General features: G+C 53.1%; 18 protein-coding genes and 1 pseudogene. 3 read left to right on the top strand and 16 right to left on the bottom strand.

Annotated elements, in window-relative coordinates:
* From SPG90_RS21175 to SPG90_RS21100, 16 genes and pseudogenes are all read right to left on the bottom strand, one after another.
* A pseudogene (locus tag SPG90_RS21175) lies at nucleotides 1-764 on the bottom strand (hypothetical protein); the annotation flags it as partial.
* 74 nt (nucleotides 765-838) lie between these two features.
* Nucleotides 839-1,156: a TrbM/KikA/MpfK family conjugal transfer protein gene (locus SPG90_RS21170; protein ID WP_182947036.1), complete on the bottom strand. Its 318-nt coding sequence runs from the start codon at nucleotides 1,154-1,156 to the stop codon at nucleotides 839-841.
* Between the two features lie 89 nt (nucleotides 1,157-1,245).
* Nucleotides 1,246-1,647 (bottom strand): cag pathogenicity island Cag12 family protein, encoded by a 402-nt coding sequence (locus tag SPG90_RS21165; protein WP_248163034.1) that lies wholly within the window; start codon nucleotides 1,645-1,647, stop codon nucleotides 1,246-1,248.
* Nucleotides 1,634-2,683 (bottom strand): P-type DNA transfer ATPase VirB11, encoded by a 1,050-nt coding sequence (gene virB11 / locus SPG90_RS21160; RefSeq protein ID WP_322408342.1) that lies wholly within the window; start codon nucleotides 2,681-2,683, stop codon nucleotides 1,634-1,636. The genes SPG90_RS21165 and virB11 overlap by 14 nt, the downstream gene beginning before the upstream one ends.
* A 3-nt stretch (nucleotides 2,684-2,686) precedes the next feature.
* Complete coding sequence (gene virB10 / locus SPG90_RS21155) at nucleotides 2,687-3,883, bottom strand: VirB10/TraB/TrbI family type IV secretion system protein (RefSeq protein ID WP_322408347.1); 1,197 nt, start codon at nucleotides 3,881-3,883, stop codon at nucleotides 2,687-2,689.
* The gene (virB9, locus tag SPG90_RS21150) at nucleotides 3,880-4,773 is read right to left on the bottom strand and encodes a P-type conjugative transfer protein VirB9 (protein ID WP_322408341.1); all 894 of its coding nucleotides are present in this window, start codon (nucleotides 4,771-4,773) and stop codon (nucleotides 3,880-3,882) included. Before virB9 ends, virB10 begins: the two co-directional genes overlap by 4 nt.
* Nucleotides 4,766-5,452 carry a type IV secretion system protein gene (locus SPG90_RS21145; protein ID WP_322408340.1) on the bottom strand — a complete coding sequence of 229 codons (687 nt, stop codon included), beginning with the start codon at nucleotides 5,450-5,452 and terminating at the stop codon, nucleotides 4,766-4,768. The genes virB9 and SPG90_RS21145 overlap by 8 nt, the downstream gene beginning before the upstream one ends.
* On the bottom strand, nucleotides 5,445-5,585 hold the full coding sequence (locus SPG90_RS21140) for a hypothetical protein (RefSeq protein ID WP_032640091.1): 141 nt from the start codon (nucleotides 5,583-5,585) through the stop codon (nucleotides 5,445-5,447). Before SPG90_RS21140 ends, SPG90_RS21145 begins: the two co-directional genes overlap by 8 nt.
* A gap of 78 nt (nucleotides 5,586-5,663) precedes the next feature.
* Nucleotides 5,664-6,662 (bottom strand): type IV secretion system protein, encoded by a 999-nt coding sequence (locus SPG90_RS21135; RefSeq protein WP_322408339.1) that lies wholly within the window; start codon nucleotides 6,660-6,662, stop codon nucleotides 5,664-5,666.
* 17 nt (nucleotides 6,663-6,679) lie between these two features.
* Nucleotides 6,680-6,964, bottom strand: coding sequence for an EexN family lipoprotein (locus tag SPG90_RS21130; RefSeq protein WP_248169860.1), 285 nt, complete (start codon nucleotides 6,962-6,964; stop codon nucleotides 6,680-6,682).
* A gap of 11 nt (nucleotides 6,965-6,975) precedes the next feature.
* Entirely contained in the window at nucleotides 6,976-7,692 is a 717-nt protein-coding gene (locus tag SPG90_RS21125; protein ID WP_322408338.1) for a type IV secretion system protein, read from the bottom strand.
* Nucleotides 7,693-7,710: 18 nt separating this feature from the next.
* A complete protein-coding gene (locus SPG90_RS21120; RefSeq protein WP_322408337.1) occupies nucleotides 7,711-10,461 on the bottom strand; it encodes a VirB3 family type IV secretion system protein in 2,751 nt (916 codons plus the stop codon).
* 9 nt (nucleotides 10,462-10,470) lie between these two features.
* Entirely contained in the window at nucleotides 10,471-10,770 is a 300-nt protein-coding gene (locus SPG90_RS21115) for a TrbC/VirB2 family protein (protein ID WP_111965996.1), read from the bottom strand.
* A gap of 9 nt (nucleotides 10,771-10,779) precedes the next feature.
* Entirely contained in the window at nucleotides 10,780-11,442 is a 663-nt protein-coding gene (locus tag SPG90_RS21110) for a lytic transglycosylase domain-containing protein (RefSeq protein WP_182947046.1), read from the bottom strand.
* Between the two features lie 108 nt (nucleotides 11,443-11,550).
* Entirely contained in the window at nucleotides 11,551-11,742 is a 192-nt protein-coding gene (locus SPG90_RS21105) for a hypothetical protein (protein ID WP_322408336.1), read from the bottom strand.
* Complete coding sequence (locus SPG90_RS21100; protein ID WP_182947048.1) at nucleotides 11,732-12,046, bottom strand: hypothetical protein; 315 nt, start codon at nucleotides 12,044-12,046, stop codon at nucleotides 11,732-11,734. Before SPG90_RS21100 ends, SPG90_RS21105 begins: the two co-directional genes overlap by 11 nt.
* Nucleotides 12,047-12,315: 269 nt before the next feature.
* Between SPG90_RS21100 and SPG90_RS21095 the strand changes: the two genes are divergently transcribed.
* From SPG90_RS21095 to hchA, 3 genes are all read left to right on the top strand, one after another.
* Nucleotides 12,316-12,696, top strand: a complete 381-nt coding sequence (locus tag SPG90_RS21095) for a helix-turn-helix domain-containing protein (RefSeq protein WP_197672344.1) — start codon at nucleotides 12,316-12,318, stop codon at nucleotides 12,694-12,696.
* A 1,656-nt stretch (nucleotides 12,697-14,352) separates the two neighbouring features.
* Nucleotides 14,353-15,900 carry a methyl-accepting chemotaxis protein gene (locus tag SPG90_RS21090; RefSeq protein ID WP_182947049.1) on the top strand — a complete coding sequence of 516 codons (1,548 nt, stop codon included), beginning with the start codon at nucleotides 14,353-14,355 and terminating at the stop codon, nucleotides 15,898-15,900.
* A 249-nt stretch (nucleotides 15,901-16,149) separates the two neighbouring features.
* Complete coding sequence (gene hchA / locus SPG90_RS21085; RefSeq protein ID WP_322408335.1) at nucleotides 16,150-17,001, top strand: glyoxalase III HchA; 852 nt, start codon at nucleotides 16,150-16,152, stop codon at nucleotides 16,999-17,001.
* Nucleotides 17,002-17,821 lie beyond the last annotated feature (820 nt).

Raw genomic sequence — 17,821 nt, 5'->3', positions numbered from 1 at the left:
CTGTTGGCCTGATTCAGCGTGCTGGCACTGGATGCATCAGTGTAGCTGTTGGCCTGTTTCAGCGTGCTGGCACTGGATGCATCGGTGTAGCTGTTAGCCTGTTTCAGCGTGCTGGCACTGGATGCGTCGGTGTAGGTGCTGGCTGCGGCCAGCGTTGCGGCATCACCTGCCTCACGGGCGACCTGTTCTGCGGCTATTGCAGAATTGAGCTGGCCGACGTTGGCGGCATCGGTGTCTGCTGTACCTGCTGCAACACTCGTGATCTGGCGCTCATTGCCAGCGCTGCCCACGGAAACCGAGTTATCCCGATCCGTTACAGAACCCGCACCGAGTGCTACGGAGTTATCTTTGTTCGCTATTGCCCCCTCGCCCACAGATGTGGCGGAATCGGCAAGAGCCTTGCTTTGAGTACCTAAAGCAAGGCTGCCCGTACCCGTAGCTCCGGCCTGAAAACCGACGGCAACCGAATAGTCACCGCTGGATAAGCTGTTACCGCCGGTGGCGACAGAACCCACACCCGATGCCGATGACTGCGTACCTACTGCCACCGCGCCTGTGTTAGACGATTTTGCCTGAAAACCAAGTGCCGTCCCGTTTGTTACGGCTGATGCACTGCCACCGATTGCCGTGCTGGCTCCTCCTCCTGATGTGGATGCACCATTACCTAAGATAGTTGTTGCGGCGCTCTCAGTGGCCGCCTGTGACGTTGCCGGATAAATCGACAGCATGATTAATGCTGTTAATACTTTGAGTGAGGTTTTCATATTACTGTCCAAAGGAATTAAATAGAGGGCATAAAAAAAGGCGCTGATATGCGCCTTTTATCTGCCGTTAATCATTACCAGCCGCTCAGGCGGCCGAATTTAGAGATGATCTTATTGATTGTGCCGCTGTCAGCTGAGGGACACTGATTGAGCATTTTCTTTCTTACGTCCGACGTGTGGCCGGGAAGAAAGCCGTGCTTGTTTTTCTTCTTAACTGACATGAACGTTTTATACATCGGGTCACATTCGGCGGGACTACTGCCGTCGAGCTTTCCGGCCAGGCACAGCACGATCGCGCACGGATCGTTCGGGTCGGCTTTCTGGCCGTCGGCAGCGAACGCCGGGCAGGCGAGGGCGCACAGCAGCGCCGCCGTGATTACGGTATGCTTCATGATTCATTCCTCTGAGGGGAGAAGGGCACTAACGCCCGGTGGTTGTTCAACGCCGGTGACGGTCTTAAGGACTTAGACCACTGCCGCCGTTATCGGTAGAAGACAATTTCTGACGTGTTGCAGGTCAGGCAGCCGGTGCGGGGACGATACTCAACGACCCCGTGATAGCCGCCGTCACGTAGCCAGGTTTTGGCCGCAAAGTAGCGCTGGCCGTCGGGGGCGATCACCACAGCCCGCGAGGCGTGCGCCACCGCGTACCACTGTGTGGCCGGGTAAACCTCGCTGGGTTCGAATCGGGCAAGTACCTGCGACCAGTGTCCCTCCGTTATCCGCGAGGCCACGATCAGGCGGTTGGGTTCCCATACCGGCAGGGTGGCCGTTACCGGCTGCGCCGGTTGCGACCAGTCAACGGCCGCAGGATCCGGCGGCGAGGAGCAGCCCGCCAGTAGGACGGCCAGCGCCGTCAGGCCGGTTAGTTTAGGCAGCATCATTGAAACTCTCCTTCATGGTCTGCATGTGCAGGGGTTTAAAATAGACGTCGTTCATGCGGCGCACGTTGCCGTGAACGTCCACGCTTGCGATGACGTCAACGCAGTGCAGAACCTTGCGCAGCAGAACGTCAACCGGCATCCCCCGGCACGCCGGGTGCTCATAGCAGCGGTCAATCAGCCCGGAGATACACTCGCGGGGGCTACCCGCGTGAAGGGAGGACATAAACCCCTCGTGCCCGGACTCAATCAGCTTGAGGGCATCCCACGCCTCGCGCCCGCGGACTTCGGCAAGCAGCGGGCGGTCGGGGTTCATACGGTAGATGGCGCGAACCAGGCGATCGGAGGTGACGATCGCACCCTCCCCGGCGTCTGCCGGATAGAACAGGTGAACGTAGTTTTTCTGGCTGTAAAACTTCAGCTCCGGGTTGTCCTCGATAGTGATAAGGCGCAGCCAGTCCGGGATGTAGCGCAGCAGCATCTTCATGTAAGTGGTTTTTCCCGAACCGGTTTCCCCCACCACAAAGAGCGTTTTGCCGTACTCGACGCACTTTTCCATAAATAGCGGGATATTCCCGCTCTGATAGAGCGCGCTAAGCTCGTCGTCTCTGGATACCACTTTCTCAATACCCTTTACACGATCATAAAAACCGTCATCGATGTACGACTGATGCGTGCGCTGGAAATAATCCGGCTTACGCAGAGTGATCGAGATTGTGTTGCGCTCACAGGCCGGGGGCACCACGATCTGGCAGCGTTCCCCGGTCGGCAGCGTGGCCGAGAGGATGGGCGAGGTATCATCAATGGTGTCGTTATTCCACACGGCCAGCGCCCTGGCAAAGGACGAGCACTGGCGTAGCGTGACCGGCGAGGCGTGCATTTCCCAGCGCCCGTTAATTTTTGTGTGGATCTCGCCGGGGCGGTTGATGGCGATCTCCGTCAGCCCCTCCCGGCTCAGGTAGTCCCCGAACAGCAGAACGCGCAGGTGTGACAGCGCGACGTTGCCCTCTGACGGGGTATCAGTCAGGTTATCGTCCATCGTTTACCTCATGCGCAGTCTGTAGACGTCTGAAAAATCAATATCCGCCCCTGTGACAAGGCCAATCACATCCCCTTGGTTGAGGTACATCGTTGGCGGAATGTTGATGCTGTTTTCCAGCAGCGTTTTTGCCATTTCCGCCGTGGCCGCGCGGGTATTCTCCGTATAGTCGGTGTTGCGATCCCTGCCCGGTGACGAGCCGGAGGCCGCTGCGGCAATATCCTGTACCGAACCGAGCAGGAGGGTATTACCTATCCGCTCCAGCCAGTGATTGTCTATCCAGCCCGCGACGCCGTTCTCGCCCATCGCACCCACGGCTTGGCTGTCAGCCATCGGAATCACCAGGCGTCCGGGTTCTGGCGTGCGCAGCTCGGTGATGGCGAGAAAAAGCCGCCCCTGCCCGTTTTTCAGCGTGCCGGTGCGGTACAGGCCGCGCGCTTCAGTCCCCGCCGGGATAAGGGTCACGGCATTGCTGGCGCTGTAAACGTCCTCGCTGATAAGACACTTGAAACGCCCGCCCACGTCCGAAACGAAGCGCTGCATCATCGCGCAGGGGATATGTCTGTCGGACGGAATATACAAATCCGGATCGAGACCGAGCCGCTTCACGCCGGTGATGCGCGCCAGCCCGTTATCCTGCGCCTGTCCTGCTGGCGTCGCAGAGCCCGGCGCGGACGCGCTGCCCGCTGACGGTGCGTTACTGCCTGTCGTGCGTTTAGGGGCGCTGGTTGTACTCACCGTGCCGCTTTCTGCCAGGGCGCTGACCTTGTCAAACGTTACGGGGGCCGGCGATTCGGGCGGCGACGCGGCGGTATCGTCCGGTTCTGTCTTCTCCTGCCCGGCGCTGTCTGTCAGCTGCCCCAGCGGGTTCAGATCCCGTCCGATGTTCTGGCGTTCGCGGGCAGGGGAGGTGGTTTGCGCTTCCGGTTCACGGCTGGCGCGCGACGCGCTGCCGTCTCCCTTCAGTTTCCCCATCAGATAATCCCCGCCGGTGGCGATAATGACCAGCAACACCAGGCTGATAACGGCCAGCACGAGCGTGCGGCGGCTGCGTCGCTTCGCGTGCTGCACCACCTGCGGCTGTCCGGGCTGCACCCCGCCTGCGGCGGATTTGTCGCCGTCAATCTCTGCCCGCGCCCGCTCGCGTGCTTCCGCCTCCAGTTCGGCGGCGGTTTTAATGTCTTCCTGTTCGTTCATTATTTGCTCTCCAGTTTCACGTCCGGTGAGACTGTGCTGCCGTTCGCCACTGTGACTCTCCCGTAACTGCCGTTTTCAATCCCCACGACCTGGCTGCCGTAGCGCAGCACAAAGCGCGGGGAAAGCGAGCGCAGTACCATCACCCGGTAGTTGCCCTCGGTGCTGAAGGTCGGGGTGAGCACCTGTTCGCTGCCGCCGACGATAACCGTCGGCGACGGGATCAGCTTCTGCGGGGAAAAGCCGAGATAGGTAAACCGCCCGTCGTCATACGCAAAATCCGGGGTGATGGACGTCGAGCCTGCCGCCACGCGGCGGGTATAGTTCCAGTTACGCGGCGCGGTGGATTTCTTCAGGGCAAGCTGAATGCGCTCTTTTTCCTGCGCGGCCTGAAGCTCCTGCTGACGTGCGAGGCGGGCGGCGTCGTTCTGCCTGCGGGTGTCGTCGGGGTAGCTGAAGCGCACCACAAAGGCGAGGTTTCCCGCCTCGCGGTCGCTGTCGATCACGTTCAGCATCAGGCTGTAGTCGCGCTTCGTGGTGGTCACAAACAGGTTGGTCTGCCAGTCCTGCTGTGTGGGGGTGAAAATCTTCTGGACGGTTTTGCCGTCCGCATCCGTGACCGGCTGCTTCACCGGCGCGGGGCTAATCCCCACGCGGTTACGGTCGGGCGTGATCGTCCAGCCCTGCGGAAAACCGGCCGTGGCGGTGATCACCTCCTCGTCGGCGTCAAAAACCAGCGTCGTGATGTAGCCCGCCCGCGTGTTGATAACCGTCGTGTTCTGGCTGTTGTAGGGGATGTTCTGCATGCGGCTGTCATAGGCGCTGCCGCGCGGTGTCGCCGCACCCCATGCTGACGCGGCAGTCAGCAGGAGGGCACACATCAGCACTTTATTCATCGCTTTTCTCCTTAAACCGCTGATAACTGGTGACCGTGAAGCCGAACGGGTTCACCTCGCGCTCGGAGGCCGTCATTTTCTTCTGCGGGAAATAGCGGTAGGTCATGCGAATCGTCCAGTAATCGTGCGTCTCGGTGTTGTCCTTGACCTTTCGAATGGTGCGCTTGATGCGCATCAGCTCCACCATGCTGGAGCCGGTGCCCGCTGAGGGCACGTTGGAGAGGATTTCCACCGTGACAACATAGGCTGCCTTCTGGAAAACGGCGTCTGGGGCGTCGGGGCTGTCAAACCAGTCGAGGTATTCCTTGTTGACCGCGTCGCTGTTGAACATCTGCGTTTCCCTGTAGTCCTGCTGAAGGGCGAAATAGTTATACCCCTCGCGGCGCTTCACATAGCTTGCGGACTGCGACAGATTGAGCACCTCGGAGGTGTCCAGCTTGTCCTCGCCGACGGTGGTGACGCGCTCGATGCGCCCGGTCTGACGGTCGAGCGTGTACAGCTCCACGGTGGTGGTTTTGAGCGGCAGAAGCAGGATAAGGGCGGCAAGGGCGCAGACGAGCAGCAGCCCGGCGAGCGCGGCCACGATCCAGCCCGCCTTTTTCATGCGTATATCCCGCTCAAGAATGGCGTTCTCAAACGAGCGGGAGTCGCTCAGGGCTTTGGCGGTAAGTTCAGACATGAGGGGTTAACTCCTGAATAATGGCCGGGGAATTGACTGGCTCCGGGTTGCCCGACACGGGCGGAAGTGAGGTATTTCGCTGTGCGCAGCCTGCAAGCAGGCACAGCATCAGCAGCGTGATGCCGTATTTCATGGTGATTTCCTGTTATGAAAGACGTGACAAAGCCGCAGGACGCCGTTGCGGCGTCCCGCCGGATTCAGTCATGCGGGGTTATCGTTGATAGCGTTCCTGCATCCTCTGAACGGCGGCGCGGCTGCGGCTGCGCGCATCGCCGGTGGTGCGGGAGGCGGTGGAGGCCGTTGCGCTGCCGGTGCTGTTCAGGTTCTGTGAGGCTTTATCTCCCACGCTACCCGCTGTGTTGGAGACGATTTTCTGACCTGATCCTATTCCCGATGCGGCGAGTGCCTGCGCGGCACCTTGCGCGGATGCCCCTGCAAGCGCCTCGGCGAGTTTCCAGGTCAGCACCATCACGGCAGCGGCACCCGCCGTGCCGAGGAAGACCTGAACGGCCAGGGTCAGGTAGTTGGCCTCCGATGCGTTTGTGGCACCCGCCAGAATGTAGTCCAGATAATCCATGACCACCGTCAGGGCGATGCCGCTGAACAGGGAGGTAAGGATGCAGCCCAGAATAATTCGGAGCCAGTTGCTGAACATATCCCGGAACCATGACCACATCAGGCAGTAGATAAAGATCGGAGCGGTTGCCAGCATCAGCAGCATCACCAGTTCGGCAATCAGGTTGATGATGGCCGTGATGCCAACCAGTAATATCACGCCAGCCCAGATCAGAAACTGCGCTAATAGGCCTTTGGCTTTTACATAGGATGAGTCGTCAAGTATGTATAAATTTTCACCCAAAACCTGAGCCTTTTCCCAGACCGTATCCAGCCGTGTCCATATGGATGCATCGCCGCTGAAGCCGTCCCGCAGGCCGGTGATGGCATCCGAAACGAGATCGAGATAGCCTCCGGCGTTGGTGACGAAAATCATGATGATGAGCATCCGGCTCACGTCCCAGACGATCTCCTCGAAGGGGCGGACAAGCTTGCCTGCCATCGTCTGGTAGGCACGCCACGTGATGTACAACGAGAGCACCGCGACGGAGAACAGATGCGCCATCCATCCCCCCGTCGTGGCGGCCACGCCGTTCAGTACGCTGTCAAACCCCTCCATAATATGGCTGTTTAACCCGACAAATATTCCACTCATGGAGTGTTCTCCGGTTATTAGTTCAGATCCGCGATTGGTTCCTTAGAGCGGGATTGCATTAAGTCTTGCCGGATTTTTCTATAACCTTCAGCAACATCGGATTTATGTTTTTCACGATGAAGTGCATCACGGGCATGTTGACAATCAACAGGAACAAAATTTTGGTTGAAAATGCACTCCCTGTATTTCGCCAGCATGTCGTCATGGTGCGCTATATACCACTCCACGGAGGTTTTATCCTCGCAGCCGGTCAGCGCGGCCACGGAGGCCAGTACGATAAATGTCAATGTCTTCAGTTTCATGAGGTCACCTGTCAGTTAAGGTCTGCGATAGGAGCGGTGCGCATCTGCTTGGCCTGCGCCTTGCGGCGCTGTTCGGCAAGCAGCTGGTTGCGCATTTCGCTTTGTTTGACGGACATTTCCCACTGTGAGGTCAGCGCGTTAAGCTGGATGCTTCGCGCGGCCACCACGTTCGCCAGATCCTGCGATTCCTTGCTGTCCTTCGCATTCTCAATGCGACCGGCGAGATCGGTAATATCGCGCAGCGTGTCGTCAATTTTTTCCTGAATATCCGAGGTGTCCTCGACGGACACCGCCTGATTCAGGAGCATCTGCTTGCAGCTGTCCCGGTACGCCTCGCTGGCGTTCTCAGGGCAGCTGTCGAACAGCTTGTATTTGTCATACAACATGTTCAGTTCTCCAGCATACGACCCGCCGGAGCTGGTCAACAGGTCGTTTAACGAAATCCCCCTGTTTTTCAGATTTTTAATGTCAGTTGTCAGATTTTTCGCCTGGTTCAGGAATGCCTGTACGTCCCGAATACCGGTGGCCGCCGCCAGCTGTTCCTTATAAGCGTTCATCTGCGCCTGGTAATGTTCGACGGTCTGCTGCCACTGCTGGAGCTTCTCAGCCCACTGCTTCATATCGTTAGCGTTGGCGATTTCATCGAACACGGGAATACCGGCCTGAGCCGGGGTGTGAAAGAGACATAAGGCGACGCTCAGCGCCGCCAGGGTGGTTTTCAGCTTCATGGTGTTATCCTCTTGTGATTAAACGGCACGCCTCAGCATTTCGTCTTTCCAGTCTTCCGGCTGCATTCCCTCCTGCCAGATTTCGTCGAAAATTTTCAGGTTATCCGCACTGGCACTGAGCAGCTTCGTGTAGCGCCCCAGCCCGGACAGGTCGAGGGTGATTTGTGCGATATACGGGCGCACGTCACCACGCCGCAGCGGGGATTTCATGATCACCATCTGGCGGGCGTAGGGGTCGAGCGTGGTGACAATATCGAAGACCGGTTTCGGCACCCGCAGCATGTCCACGTAGTCGTACTCCTTCGCCTGCTGGTTCGCCATGAAGATGCGGGTACTACACTGCTCGATAATGGCCGCCGAGATCTCGTGCTTGCACATCTCCTCCGGCGACTGCGTGGCCGGGAAAAAAATGCCGTTGAGCTTTCGGATAACCTTCAGCATGTCGAGGGCGAATTTTGAGAACTCCGGGTCCTGAAGCCATTTCCAGAACTCATCCATGAAAATGACCAGACGCCGACCGTCGAGCAGGCTGGTCACGCGGAAAAGCAGGTAGAAGGTGAGCGGACTGCGCACGTCCTTGTCGTCCAGGAACTCCGTGCCGTCGATGCCGAAATTATCAATATTGTCGATATCAAAGGTGTCCACGTCGTTATCAAAGACCCAGCCAAACTCTCCGCCCTGCGCCCACTGCTGGAGACGGATGCGCAGCCCGTTTATCCGCGCGTCCTTCGTCGGGGCTTCGTGCAGCACTTCCAGAATGCGGGTGATACCGTTGCGGCGCAGCTCCGGCGGGTAGTCCAGCATGATGGTATCTACCGCCTCGCTGAGACGCTCCTCGTCACGCGGGTCGAGCGGTTTGCCGTCGCGCGTGCAAATCATACGCATCAGCTTCTTGAGGAAGTTGCGGTTACGCTTCGTCGGGGCGAGCGCAAAGGGGTTAAGGCCGGTTTTCTCGCCTGAACGGAAACGGAAGTACGAGCCGCCCTGGAGGCGTATCGACATTTCCGCCGAACGATCTTTATCAAAGACCACTGAGGTGAAGCGCTTTTTCGTCGCCCCCTGCGCAAATGACTCAGGACGTCGGTATTTCTGCATCAGGTGCTGAAACATCATCAGCAGGGTCGATTTACCCGTCCCGGTGCTGCCGAGCAGCATACAGTTGCCCGGCGGCTTCTCGCCGAACTCGTCCACGTCTGCCTGGCTGTTGTGAAGACTGACGTACTGACAGCCCCCCGACGGGGTCGGCACCACGGCAATCGCCTCTCCCCAGGCATTCCCGTCCCGCTTGTGCGGGTGGAAGTTGTGAAACGACACCATTTCGGCGTAGTTGAGGCTGCTCACCGGCACCAGGCGCGGGCGCATGTCATACACGCCCGGCAGCTGCGCGAGGTAGGCCGCCGTCAGCGACTCGCGGGACAGGGTCATGATGAACCCCAAATCCTTCAGCGTATCAGCCAGGGTGTTGGTGTCCTGGATAACCTGCTCGCTGGTCGGGGCACGGATAATCAGCGTCTGGTGATACCTGCCGAACGAGATAATGCCGGACTGAAGCATGTCGCGGGCAACCTTCAGATCTTCCTGCTGGGACACCGCATCGTCCTCGGCTGACTTCAGACGCTTCTCGATCGTGCGGATGCAGCCGCGCGCTTCATCTTTGCCCATGCAGGTATAGGACTGCGTCAGCACGTACCGGCAGCGGGCATACAGGAGCGAGTCATACAGCCCGGTGACGGTTTCAGTGCCGTAATCCTTAATTTCCAGCCCGCGAAAGTAGCTCTGGCCGTCGATGTGGCTGACCTGGCCAATGTCGGTGGAAGGGAAGATGTCGGTGCCGCCGAGCACGTCATAGAATGGCGTGCGCGTGACCCGGACTTTCTGCCACCTGCCGGTGATAAGGTAGTTGTAAAAGGCGAGCTGAGAGGAGAACACCCTGCCGTTCTCCTCATACGTGCCGAGCGGCCTCGCCGAGTAGCGCGACAGCGCCGTGCCGATCGATTCCCGGTACTCCAGCATCACCTGCAGGGCGTTGTCGAGGAGGGTTTTGCGTTCGCCCAGAGACTTCTGCTTCATGGCCGCCCGCTCGATGCCCGTGTGCGGATTGAAGCAGGCGGTGAAGAAGAGGCGGCGGCGGTAGAACGGTTTGTCCTTCCGCGAGGCGTAGAACAGGCGCGCTATCTCGTCTGAAAACGCAATCCCGGACTGACACTCAAGCGAGTCGGTAAATTCGTCGCTCACCAGGTGGGTATAAAAGGTAAAGGGCAGCCCCTCAAATGAGCGGATAACGTTGTTGAGCTGCATGTCCAGGGTGGCGAGGTAATGCTCATCCTCGCATTCAAAAATGGTGCCGCCGATCTCCCAGGTGCTGACAAAGTCACCTTTTTTGTTCTTCACCACCTGCTCGTGCAGGTGGGAAGACCAGGGGAGATAGCGGGACAGCGGGATACTCTCGTTGAGCCGCATATGTTTTATAAACTCCGTAACGTCAATGGCGTCGTACTGGTTTGCGACAAGCGCCTTTGTCCCGAAATGCCGGGTAGCCGCGCGGTTGCCGCGTGTTTTAAACGCCAGCAACTTCAGGTCAAAGAAATGAATGTCCTCTTTTGCCAGGCGTCTCAGCTCGATAAAGGCAGGGATGAGCAGCAGGAGAAGCCAGTAAAAGCGTGACCAGACGGCCGCCAGGATAAGGATGCACAGGGTGAACAGCAGGGGGACAAGCGGGACCCCCCACAGCGCCGCCGGTCGGGTCAGCGCCTTGTTGAGGATGGTCATGCTGCCTCCTTAGGCCGCGAAGTAGGCACCGAACCCGGACGCCCCGGCGAGCAGGACGCCCGACCAGAAGACGCGCTGGAGATCGTGCCAGGCCTTGCCGTCAACCAGCATCTTGTAGGCGATAAAGGCCACCGCACAGCTGATGGTGACAACCGACATACTGGTGAGGCCGAGGAAAACCCAGTTAATGGCGTCGCTGCCCTTCTGAAATGCCTGATCGGCGCTGGCCGCCAGTGCCGGGACGGCAGGCAGGGCGAGGAGAGAGGCCATCAGGCGGGTAGCGGCGTTTTTAATGGTGCGAAAAGTCATGATTTTTCCTTAATCAGAAGATACAGCGAGGCCGCCGCGCACGACGTGTGGCGGATAAGCGGGGTCGCTGGTCAGTGTGGTGTCGGGTGCCGGGATAACGCCACGTATGACGCTGTCCGGGTAAACGGTGTTGTCGGACGGGACGGCGGGCGCTTCCCCGAATGCGGGAAAGATTGCCTGCCGTTCTGCCCGCGTTGAGGGCACAACGTAGCCAATACGCTGTACGTAGCTTGTGTTGCCGAACGCGCTTTCCGGGCGCTGACCGGTTTCAAAGTTGCCGGAGTAATAGCAGCTCAGGGCGCGCTGTAAGGTGCCTCCTCGTTGATAGCAGTCGGTGATGATTTTCGCGGCAACATTCATGTTGTCGCACGGATTTAACATGGATTCGGCGCTGACGCCGAACTGCGGGAAATTAGTGCTGGTTATCTGCATCAGTCCCACCGAATAACGGTGTTTCTTCTGCTTAATGTCCTCCACAATTTTTAACGCCTCGTCTTTCGACGTTGGCAGATGGGAAATAACGCGGCTCCTGCCGCCCTTTACCGGAACAATTTCAGCAATGGCATACGGATTTAAGCCAGATTCGGTACGGGTAATGTCGTGAATGGTATCGGGGTGAACGGCGGGGGCACACTGCATGGCGAGCTGGAACAGCGCGGCAGTGGTTAACATAGTAATCCTTCAGCGAATTTTCATTTCACCATAGAACTTTTTAGTTTCGATGTTATAGATAACTTCGTTACCTTCGAGCTAAGAAAGAATTAACCTTGTGTTTAGTTTCTAAGTCGTAGATGTATTGTTCTTTCTGTAAAGTAAAATATCACCATTTGCATAGTATTTATTGATATCAAGAATATACTTTCCTTGAGTGTCAATAAGAGCCACTCCAATTTTAGTTAAGGTTGGTTTGTCTATGTTTTTAACTGAATATACAATATGTGTATGTTCTATATTTTCGTCTTCATTCAACATGTTTTTCCCGTTCATTAAGTTGTTGAGTGATTAAATCAATTCGTTTTAGCTTTTTCGCAATCAGAACCGAGGATTTAGAGTTTTTCTTCCCCTGTTCTTTTTGAATAATAATAGCAATATCCATTCTCAGACACGCGCGCTCAATCAGCAATTCTCTCGTGTGCTCTGGTAGCTCTTTTGTGGTCCAGCTCGAGTTGATGGCTGATGAAATGCGATCTCTGCGACAACTTAGGCGCTTGTCACCGGCCATTATCGCAAATTTATTGTTTTTCAGGGCTTTTATTCGAACCTTTTGCATAGTCATATCTACTTCTCCATTGCATAAGTAATCCGTCGGAATTCGGGAGCACAAGGAAGGCTTGGATCAGACGGCTTAACGATGCAGAGGAAGGCTCAGAAGATGCGAGCACACCATTAATCTCCTCTAGACGCGGGGCACGGCTGATCTGCTGTCAGGTTCTAGAGAACTAACGCGTGTGTTGCGTGCGTGTATCATACATCCGTTGTTAAAATAATCTAAACAAATTACATTTAGTTAATATTATTTTACCGACACGGGCGCGCGATATCCATATGATTGCCGGAAGCAAATCACAGGTTAAGATGATGGTTCCCAAACGTTTAAGAGCAGCACGACATAGAGCTGGTTTGTCTCAGGAGAAATTCCTGCAGTTAACTAACGTGGAAGCTGTCAGTGATAAATCGCAGATTTCAAATTACGAATCAGGTCGACACTCACCGCCTTTTGAATTTGTGGTGCAGATTGCTAAAGCGCTGAACTATCCAGAAGCCTATTTTTATACGGTGGATGATGATTTTGCAGAGCAAATCCTGTTGATACACAGGAACAAAAACAATCCTGATTTCAATCCATATTTTAAACCTTTAAAAGAAGCGCTTGATGCTGTTAATGCTTTAAAAAAGATGTTAGATAAAGCTACAGGTACAAAATAGAGTTTCTTACCGTCAACTGGCGCAGCGCGATCTCACTCGCCCCTGAAAATATCGTCTCCTCAAGCCCTGGGTTACGGCTAATTGCTGCTATTAACTTTTAAAAGAGCATGAGGTTGCCAGGGATATGCTAGTACGGTGTCATACTGTCTGTAAATAGACAAAATATTGCCAGTATACTGTTGTGGATTCCATTTTACATGGTTGAAAATTCTCTTATAAAGTAATGCTTTCAGTCAATTGTTTTGTCTAAGATCATGCTTTTAGTGTGAAAGATCGTGTAAGTCAGAGTAAATAGATCATTTGTCTGTAGGATTACATACACCGCTTCTATAAATCTTTATCTTTAAAGTCAATTGGTTATGGTTTTTTATTATTCTGAAATAAAAAATTCTATTACACTTGAGAAAAATTACCCTTATCGCAAGAATAATCTTAAATCACAAGTTAACTGATTGATCTAATTGTGTGTTTTGTTGGGGTGGGGTTGAAATATAAAAATTGTTTCAGCCAAGATATTTTCAAGGATGGCGGTTTTATTAGGTTTCCTTGTTAAATAATTTATTTTATAACGGAGAACTTAATTTTTTAATGATTAATGTAGAGGTGCAATAACCGTCTGAAGGTGATAGCTGTTGTATTAAAATTAATCCGGAGAACGTCAGAACTGGATACTAAGACGGCTCATAATTTGTTGGGTGCTAAAATCCAGTTAAAACCTTATTAGCTGTGGAGAAGACCTCAGGATTACGGGGCGCTCTGCTGCTGGAAGACGGGCCATGCTTCCCTGCAACACAGGGTATTGAGGCATAAAAAGCCAGTACCATTGTGGTGAAGCAAACCTGCACGAGAACATCGAACGAGAGCATCACTTTCGGATGCTTGTGAAAAAATACTAACAGGCTGTACAGGTAAGAGGCTGTGGAAACCATCAGTGATGTCTGGCGCGGAAATGGAGTACATTAATCGCTGTTACATTATTTGAGTGATACTTATTTACCTAACAAACAAGGCCTTTCCATAAGTGATCTGGGAGTGTATCTGCCGTAAGGCTGCGGCATGTAAACCTTGAAGCTAAGTTTAATGGAATGGAGGCTGATTGTAGATGGAGATTTCTTACAGACAATTAAAGGGTCTGCAATGTGTACTTACTCATGCAAGGCTGAAGGGTTGTTGCGTTTTGATGCAGATTGACATATTTTGAAATGAATAATGGCTTTTTTTCGTCTGGCGATTTTAAAATAATTGCAAGTTAAAAAGTTATAAAAAACATATTTCAAATATAAATCTGATTTTCATTGAGCTGCATCTTTAAAAAGGGTAAGTGGTCGTTATTTAAGCCTGAAAGGGTCTGATAAGCTCTGTAATTAATGAGATAATGATATTAGAATAATCCCAAAAAGATAATGGCGTTCAAAAATGTTACAATCTAATTGCATTTAGTGTTTGTATCTGATTCTTGTGGGTTGGGCTAAATATCTAAAGCCACACTATAATTGATGTTTTTTTTAATTTATTTAAACACTAAAGAAATTGGTTCACCTGCCGATTAGCATTGCTGTGGGAAAATATTTGCATTTTCTTATTAACCTCAAAAATTAAGCCGTTATTACATTCATCTCTTGAAGATGAACATATGCTAATCATTAAGGAAGAATAATGTTCAAAAATCTCAATATCAGCACCCGGCTTACCATGGCATTTGGCGTGATAGTTATATTGATGACAGTTGTCTGCGGATTGCTCTACATGAGCTTCGACAGGGTAACGGCTGTTAGCAAACTTAATGTCCACAGCTATAAAGTTGTTGATAATCTGCGCACAGTTACAGAGAACCTCATTAATATGGAAACCGGCATCCGTGGATTCGCACTCACGGGTAAACAGGATATTCTTCAGCCATTTTCTGAGGGGGATGAGGCGTTTAGACGCGGAGTAAGTGAGCTCTTAACACTCACAAGTGATAATCAATCACAACAAAATAAATTTTTAAAAATTTCTCAGCTTGAAGATGAATGGAAAAATTCATTTGCCCTTCCGTTAATCCAGAACAGGAACGAAGTTACAAAAGGGTCGCTCAATATGGATTCATTCATCTCTGGACTTGAACACAACTCCGGAAAAGCTCAAATGGATCGTATCCGTGACGTTATTAATGAAGCGCTGCGTGATGAATATAGAATCATGTCAGAGCGGCAGGCACGCCTTGCTGATGAGCGTTTTAAAACGCGAATGATGATTGTTATTGGCTTGCTCGCAGCCGCTGTCACCGCGCTTCTTGCGGGTACCTTGTTATCACGCAGTATTCTTAATCCGTTAAAGCATGCAGTGAATACGGCTGATACCATCGCGTCGGGTGATCTTACATCGGTCATTACAATCGACCGAATGGACGAAACAGGCAAGCTGCTTGTGGCTCTTGATAACATGCAACAGAGATTAAAATCTCTCGTCACTGAAATCAAAATCACTGCTTCTTCAGTCGATCTTGCGGCCGGGGAAATCGAGCAGGGCAATATGGAGTTATCTTCCCGTACTGAGGAACAGGCCGCTGCTTTGCAACAGACAGCTGCCAGTATGGAGCAGTTAACAATGACCGTTCGCAACAATACAGAAATTGCTGAACATACGGCTATGTCCGCCAGAAAGACAGAAGAGCTGGCCCGGGAAGGGGAGTCTGCTGTTGGTGAAATGAGCGAAACGATGCAAAAAATATCGGCAAATGCACTTAAAATTAAGGAAATTACGAGTGTCATTGAAGGGATTGCTTTCCAGACAAATATACTTGCATTGAACGCTGCGGTAGAAGCTGCACGCGCTGGTGAGCATGGGAGAGGTTTCGCTGTTGTCGCCACAGAAGTGAGAAATCTTGCGCAGAGAAGCGCTAGTGCATCAAAAGAAATCGGCTCCTTAATTGAGAACGCAGTCGATAATGTCGATAATGGCGTTTCTGTAGCCTCTAAGACAGCAGAGACAATTTTACGTGCTGCAACCAATGTTGCTTCACTGGCACAGTCAATGGATAGTCTTTCTATGGCCTCAGTAGAGCAAATGCAGGGGATTATGCAAATCAGTACCGCTGTGACACAAATGGATGGTGTGACGCAGGGAAATGCTGCCCTCGTTGAGCAGTCTGCTGCCGCATCTCAGTCGCTCAGTGAACAATCCAGGTCTCTGAAGCAGATGACTGATAACTTTGTTATTTAAAAATCCAGTGGCACCATAATTTATGGTGCCTTTTAATGTCGTCAAATGGAAAGGTAGTCTTTTCCTGAACGTTGCTGTCGCCGGATGTCAGATCCGGCGGAGCAGGGAGACTGGTTGCAGAATACGGATTATTTACCCTTATCCGTCGTGCAGGACTGCTACGCTTAGCAGTCTCAGGCACCTGCGGACATCAAGGATGTCCTTATGGTTACGGCAGGTTGCTTTCATTTTTCCGAATGAGGATGAACCATGACTGACGATGCCCGTAAACAGCCACAAATTGATCCTGCTGAAGAGAATGCCTTTTTTCCCTCCTCGTATTCGCTCAGTCAGTTTACCAGCCCTGTCTCCGACCTCAGCGGGGCAGATTATCTGAAGCGGTACACTGGCAGCCAAAAGATACTCGTGATTGCAGCGGATGAACGCTATCTGCCAACCGATACCGGGGCACTATTTTCTACGGGAAACCATCCCGTAGAGACCCTTTTGCCCTTATATCATTTGCGGGCAGCTGGGTTCGATTTTGACGTGACCACCCTATCGGGGCAGATGGCAAAATTCGAGTACTGGGCGATGCCCCGTGAAGATGAACGTATTATGCCTTTCTTTCGGGAGACGCTGTCGAAATTCAGGAGCCCTCAAAAACTATCTGATGTCGTCAGCAGGCTGATGAAAGACAATGAGTATGCCGCGGTCTTCATTCCGGGCGGGCATGGCGCCTTGATAGGGTTGCCCGGGAGCGAGGACGTGGCGAACACCCTACGCTGGGCCATGCAGGCAGATCGTGTCCTCATCTCACTGTGTCATGGCCCTGCCGCGTTTCTGTCCTTGCGCCAGGGAGACAATCCGCTGAGTGGTTATTCGGTGTGCGCCTTCCCTGACAGTGCCGACAAAGAAACCCCTGCGATGGGATATATGCCGGGGCATCTGACCTGGTACTTCGGTGAGGCCCTGCAGAAAATGGGGATGAACATTGTCAATAGCGACATCAAGGGAACTGTACATAAAGATCGTAACGTACTGACGGGTGACAGCCCCTTCGCGTCGAATGCACTTGGCCAGCTGGCCGCAAACGAGTTGCTGGCCCGATTTGGCGAGTAATGGTTCAGAAGGGGCAGGACGCAAGTCGGCTGCCCCGGTTTTTCGACTCTCTCCTGATCCTTAGTTCGGCTCCAGCACTAGAAAGAGAGGACCGGACACCATGATAAAAAGGCAATTATTAGTTACAACATACGTTAAGAGTTAATATATCAACACCTGATACCCCTGCGCCATTCTGAAGCAAACAGCCCCTCTTCACCATTTAACGGCCCCCGTGCACAGCGGTAACAACACTGCACACCTCTCCCCTGAAAAGCGCCGCCGCCCGGCCCGAAGGGCCGGGAAGACCTTTTTGTAAGCTGTCGTATGTTGTAACTATTATGCAACAATGCTGTACTGGAAAAACAAGCTTAGCAGTTATCGTGTCGGAATTGATGTGCCTAAACTTTCCCCCGCCATAGCCTTGATAGCTCTAAGGTAAGCGATCTTCACTATAAGGACATCCTTGTGGTAGCGTGGCAGCTCTGATCATGTTAACCGAGATAAATACCTGCCCCGATATTAGACCCTGACGCTTAAGCATGGCTATGTCATCCCGCCTGCGTGAAGAACTTTTGAGAAATCTAATTATCACAGGACTCCTGCGGAGCTGATGTGTCTGCCGGCGAGTATAAGCAGCTCCTGCGCGTTCAATCGGCCACGGACACTTTTAAAAAAAACGGCAGGGTGACATCACTCCCTGCCGTAAGCATGCTTGCTGTTATTATACAGGAAGTTTAGAGGCAGTTTGTGTTAAGTCAAAATATATCATACTGATTTATGAACCTTATTTCATTTCTCATTCAGGATACAAACCAGCTATATGATGCGTCGTGTATTT

This window comes from Enterobacter sp. D2 (genome assembly GCF_034427575.1).
GTDB classification, from domain to species: domain Bacteria; phylum Pseudomonadota; class Gammaproteobacteria; order Enterobacterales; family Enterobacteriaceae; genus Enterobacter; species Enterobacter cloacae_M.
The sequence above is the reverse complement of the archived record's forward strand: the minus strand, read 5'-3'. Positions and strand labels throughout refer to the sequence as shown.

Coding starts and splice junctions, on each gene's coding strand:
- SPG90_RS21170 (WP_182947036.1), bottom strand. CDS start 1,156: ATGAAGCATACCGTAATCACGGCGGCGCTGCTGTGCGCCCTCGCCTGC.
- SPG90_RS21165 (WP_248163034.1), bottom strand. CDS start 1,647: ATGATGCTGCCTAAACTAACCGGCCTGACGGCGCTGGCCGTCCTACTG.
- virB11 (WP_322408342.1), bottom strand. CDS start 2,683: ATGGACGATAACCTGACTGATACCCCGTCAGAGGGCAACGTCGCGCTG.
- virB9 (WP_322408341.1), bottom strand. CDS start 4,773: ATGAATAAAGTGCTGATGTGTGCCCTCCTGCTGACTGCCGCGTCAGCA.
- SPG90_RS21145 (WP_322408340.1), bottom strand. CDS start 5,452: ATGTCTGAACTTACCGCCAAAGCCCTGAGCGACTCCCGCTCGTTTGAG.
- SPG90_RS21140 (WP_032640091.1), bottom strand. CDS start 5,585: ATGAAATACGGCATCACGCTGCTGATGCTGTGCCTGCTTGCAGGCTGC.
- SPG90_RS21135 (WP_322408339.1), bottom strand. CDS start 6,662: ATGAGTGGAATATTTGTCGGGTTAAACAGCCATATTATGGAGGGGTTT.
- SPG90_RS21130 (WP_248169860.1), bottom strand. CDS start 6,964: ATGAAACTGAAGACATTGACATTTATCGTACTGGCCTCCGTGGCCGCG.
- SPG90_RS21125 (WP_322408338.1), bottom strand. CDS start 7,692: ATGAAGCTGAAAACCACCCTGGCGGCGCTGAGCGTCGCCTTATGTCTC.
- SPG90_RS21120 (WP_322408337.1), bottom strand. CDS start 10,461: ATGACCATCCTCAACAAGGCGCTGACCCGACCGGCGGCGCTGTGGGGG.
- SPG90_RS21115 (WP_111965996.1), bottom strand. CDS start 10,770: ATGACTTTTCGCACCATTAAAAACGCCGCTACCCGCCTGATGGCCTCT.
- SPG90_RS21110 (WP_182947046.1), bottom strand. CDS start 11,442: ATGTTAACCACTGCCGCGCTGTTCCAGCTCGCCATGCAGTGTGCCCCC.
- SPG90_RS21105 (WP_322408336.1), bottom strand. CDS start 11,742: ATGTTGAATGAAGACGAAAATATAGAACATACACATATTGTATATTCA.
- SPG90_RS21100 (WP_182947048.1), bottom strand. CDS start 12,046: ATGACTATGCAAAAGGTTCGAATAAAAGCCCTGAAAAACAATAAATTT.
- SPG90_RS21095 (WP_197672344.1), top strand. CDS start 12,316: ATGATTGCCGGAAGCAAATCACAGGTTAAGATGATGGTTCCCAAACGT.
- SPG90_RS21090 (WP_182947049.1), top strand. CDS start 14,353: ATGTTCAAAAATCTCAATATCAGCACCCGGCTTACCATGGCATTTGGC.
- hchA (WP_322408335.1), top strand. CDS start 16,150: ATGACTGACGATGCCCGTAAACAGCCACAAATTGATCCTGCTGAAGAG.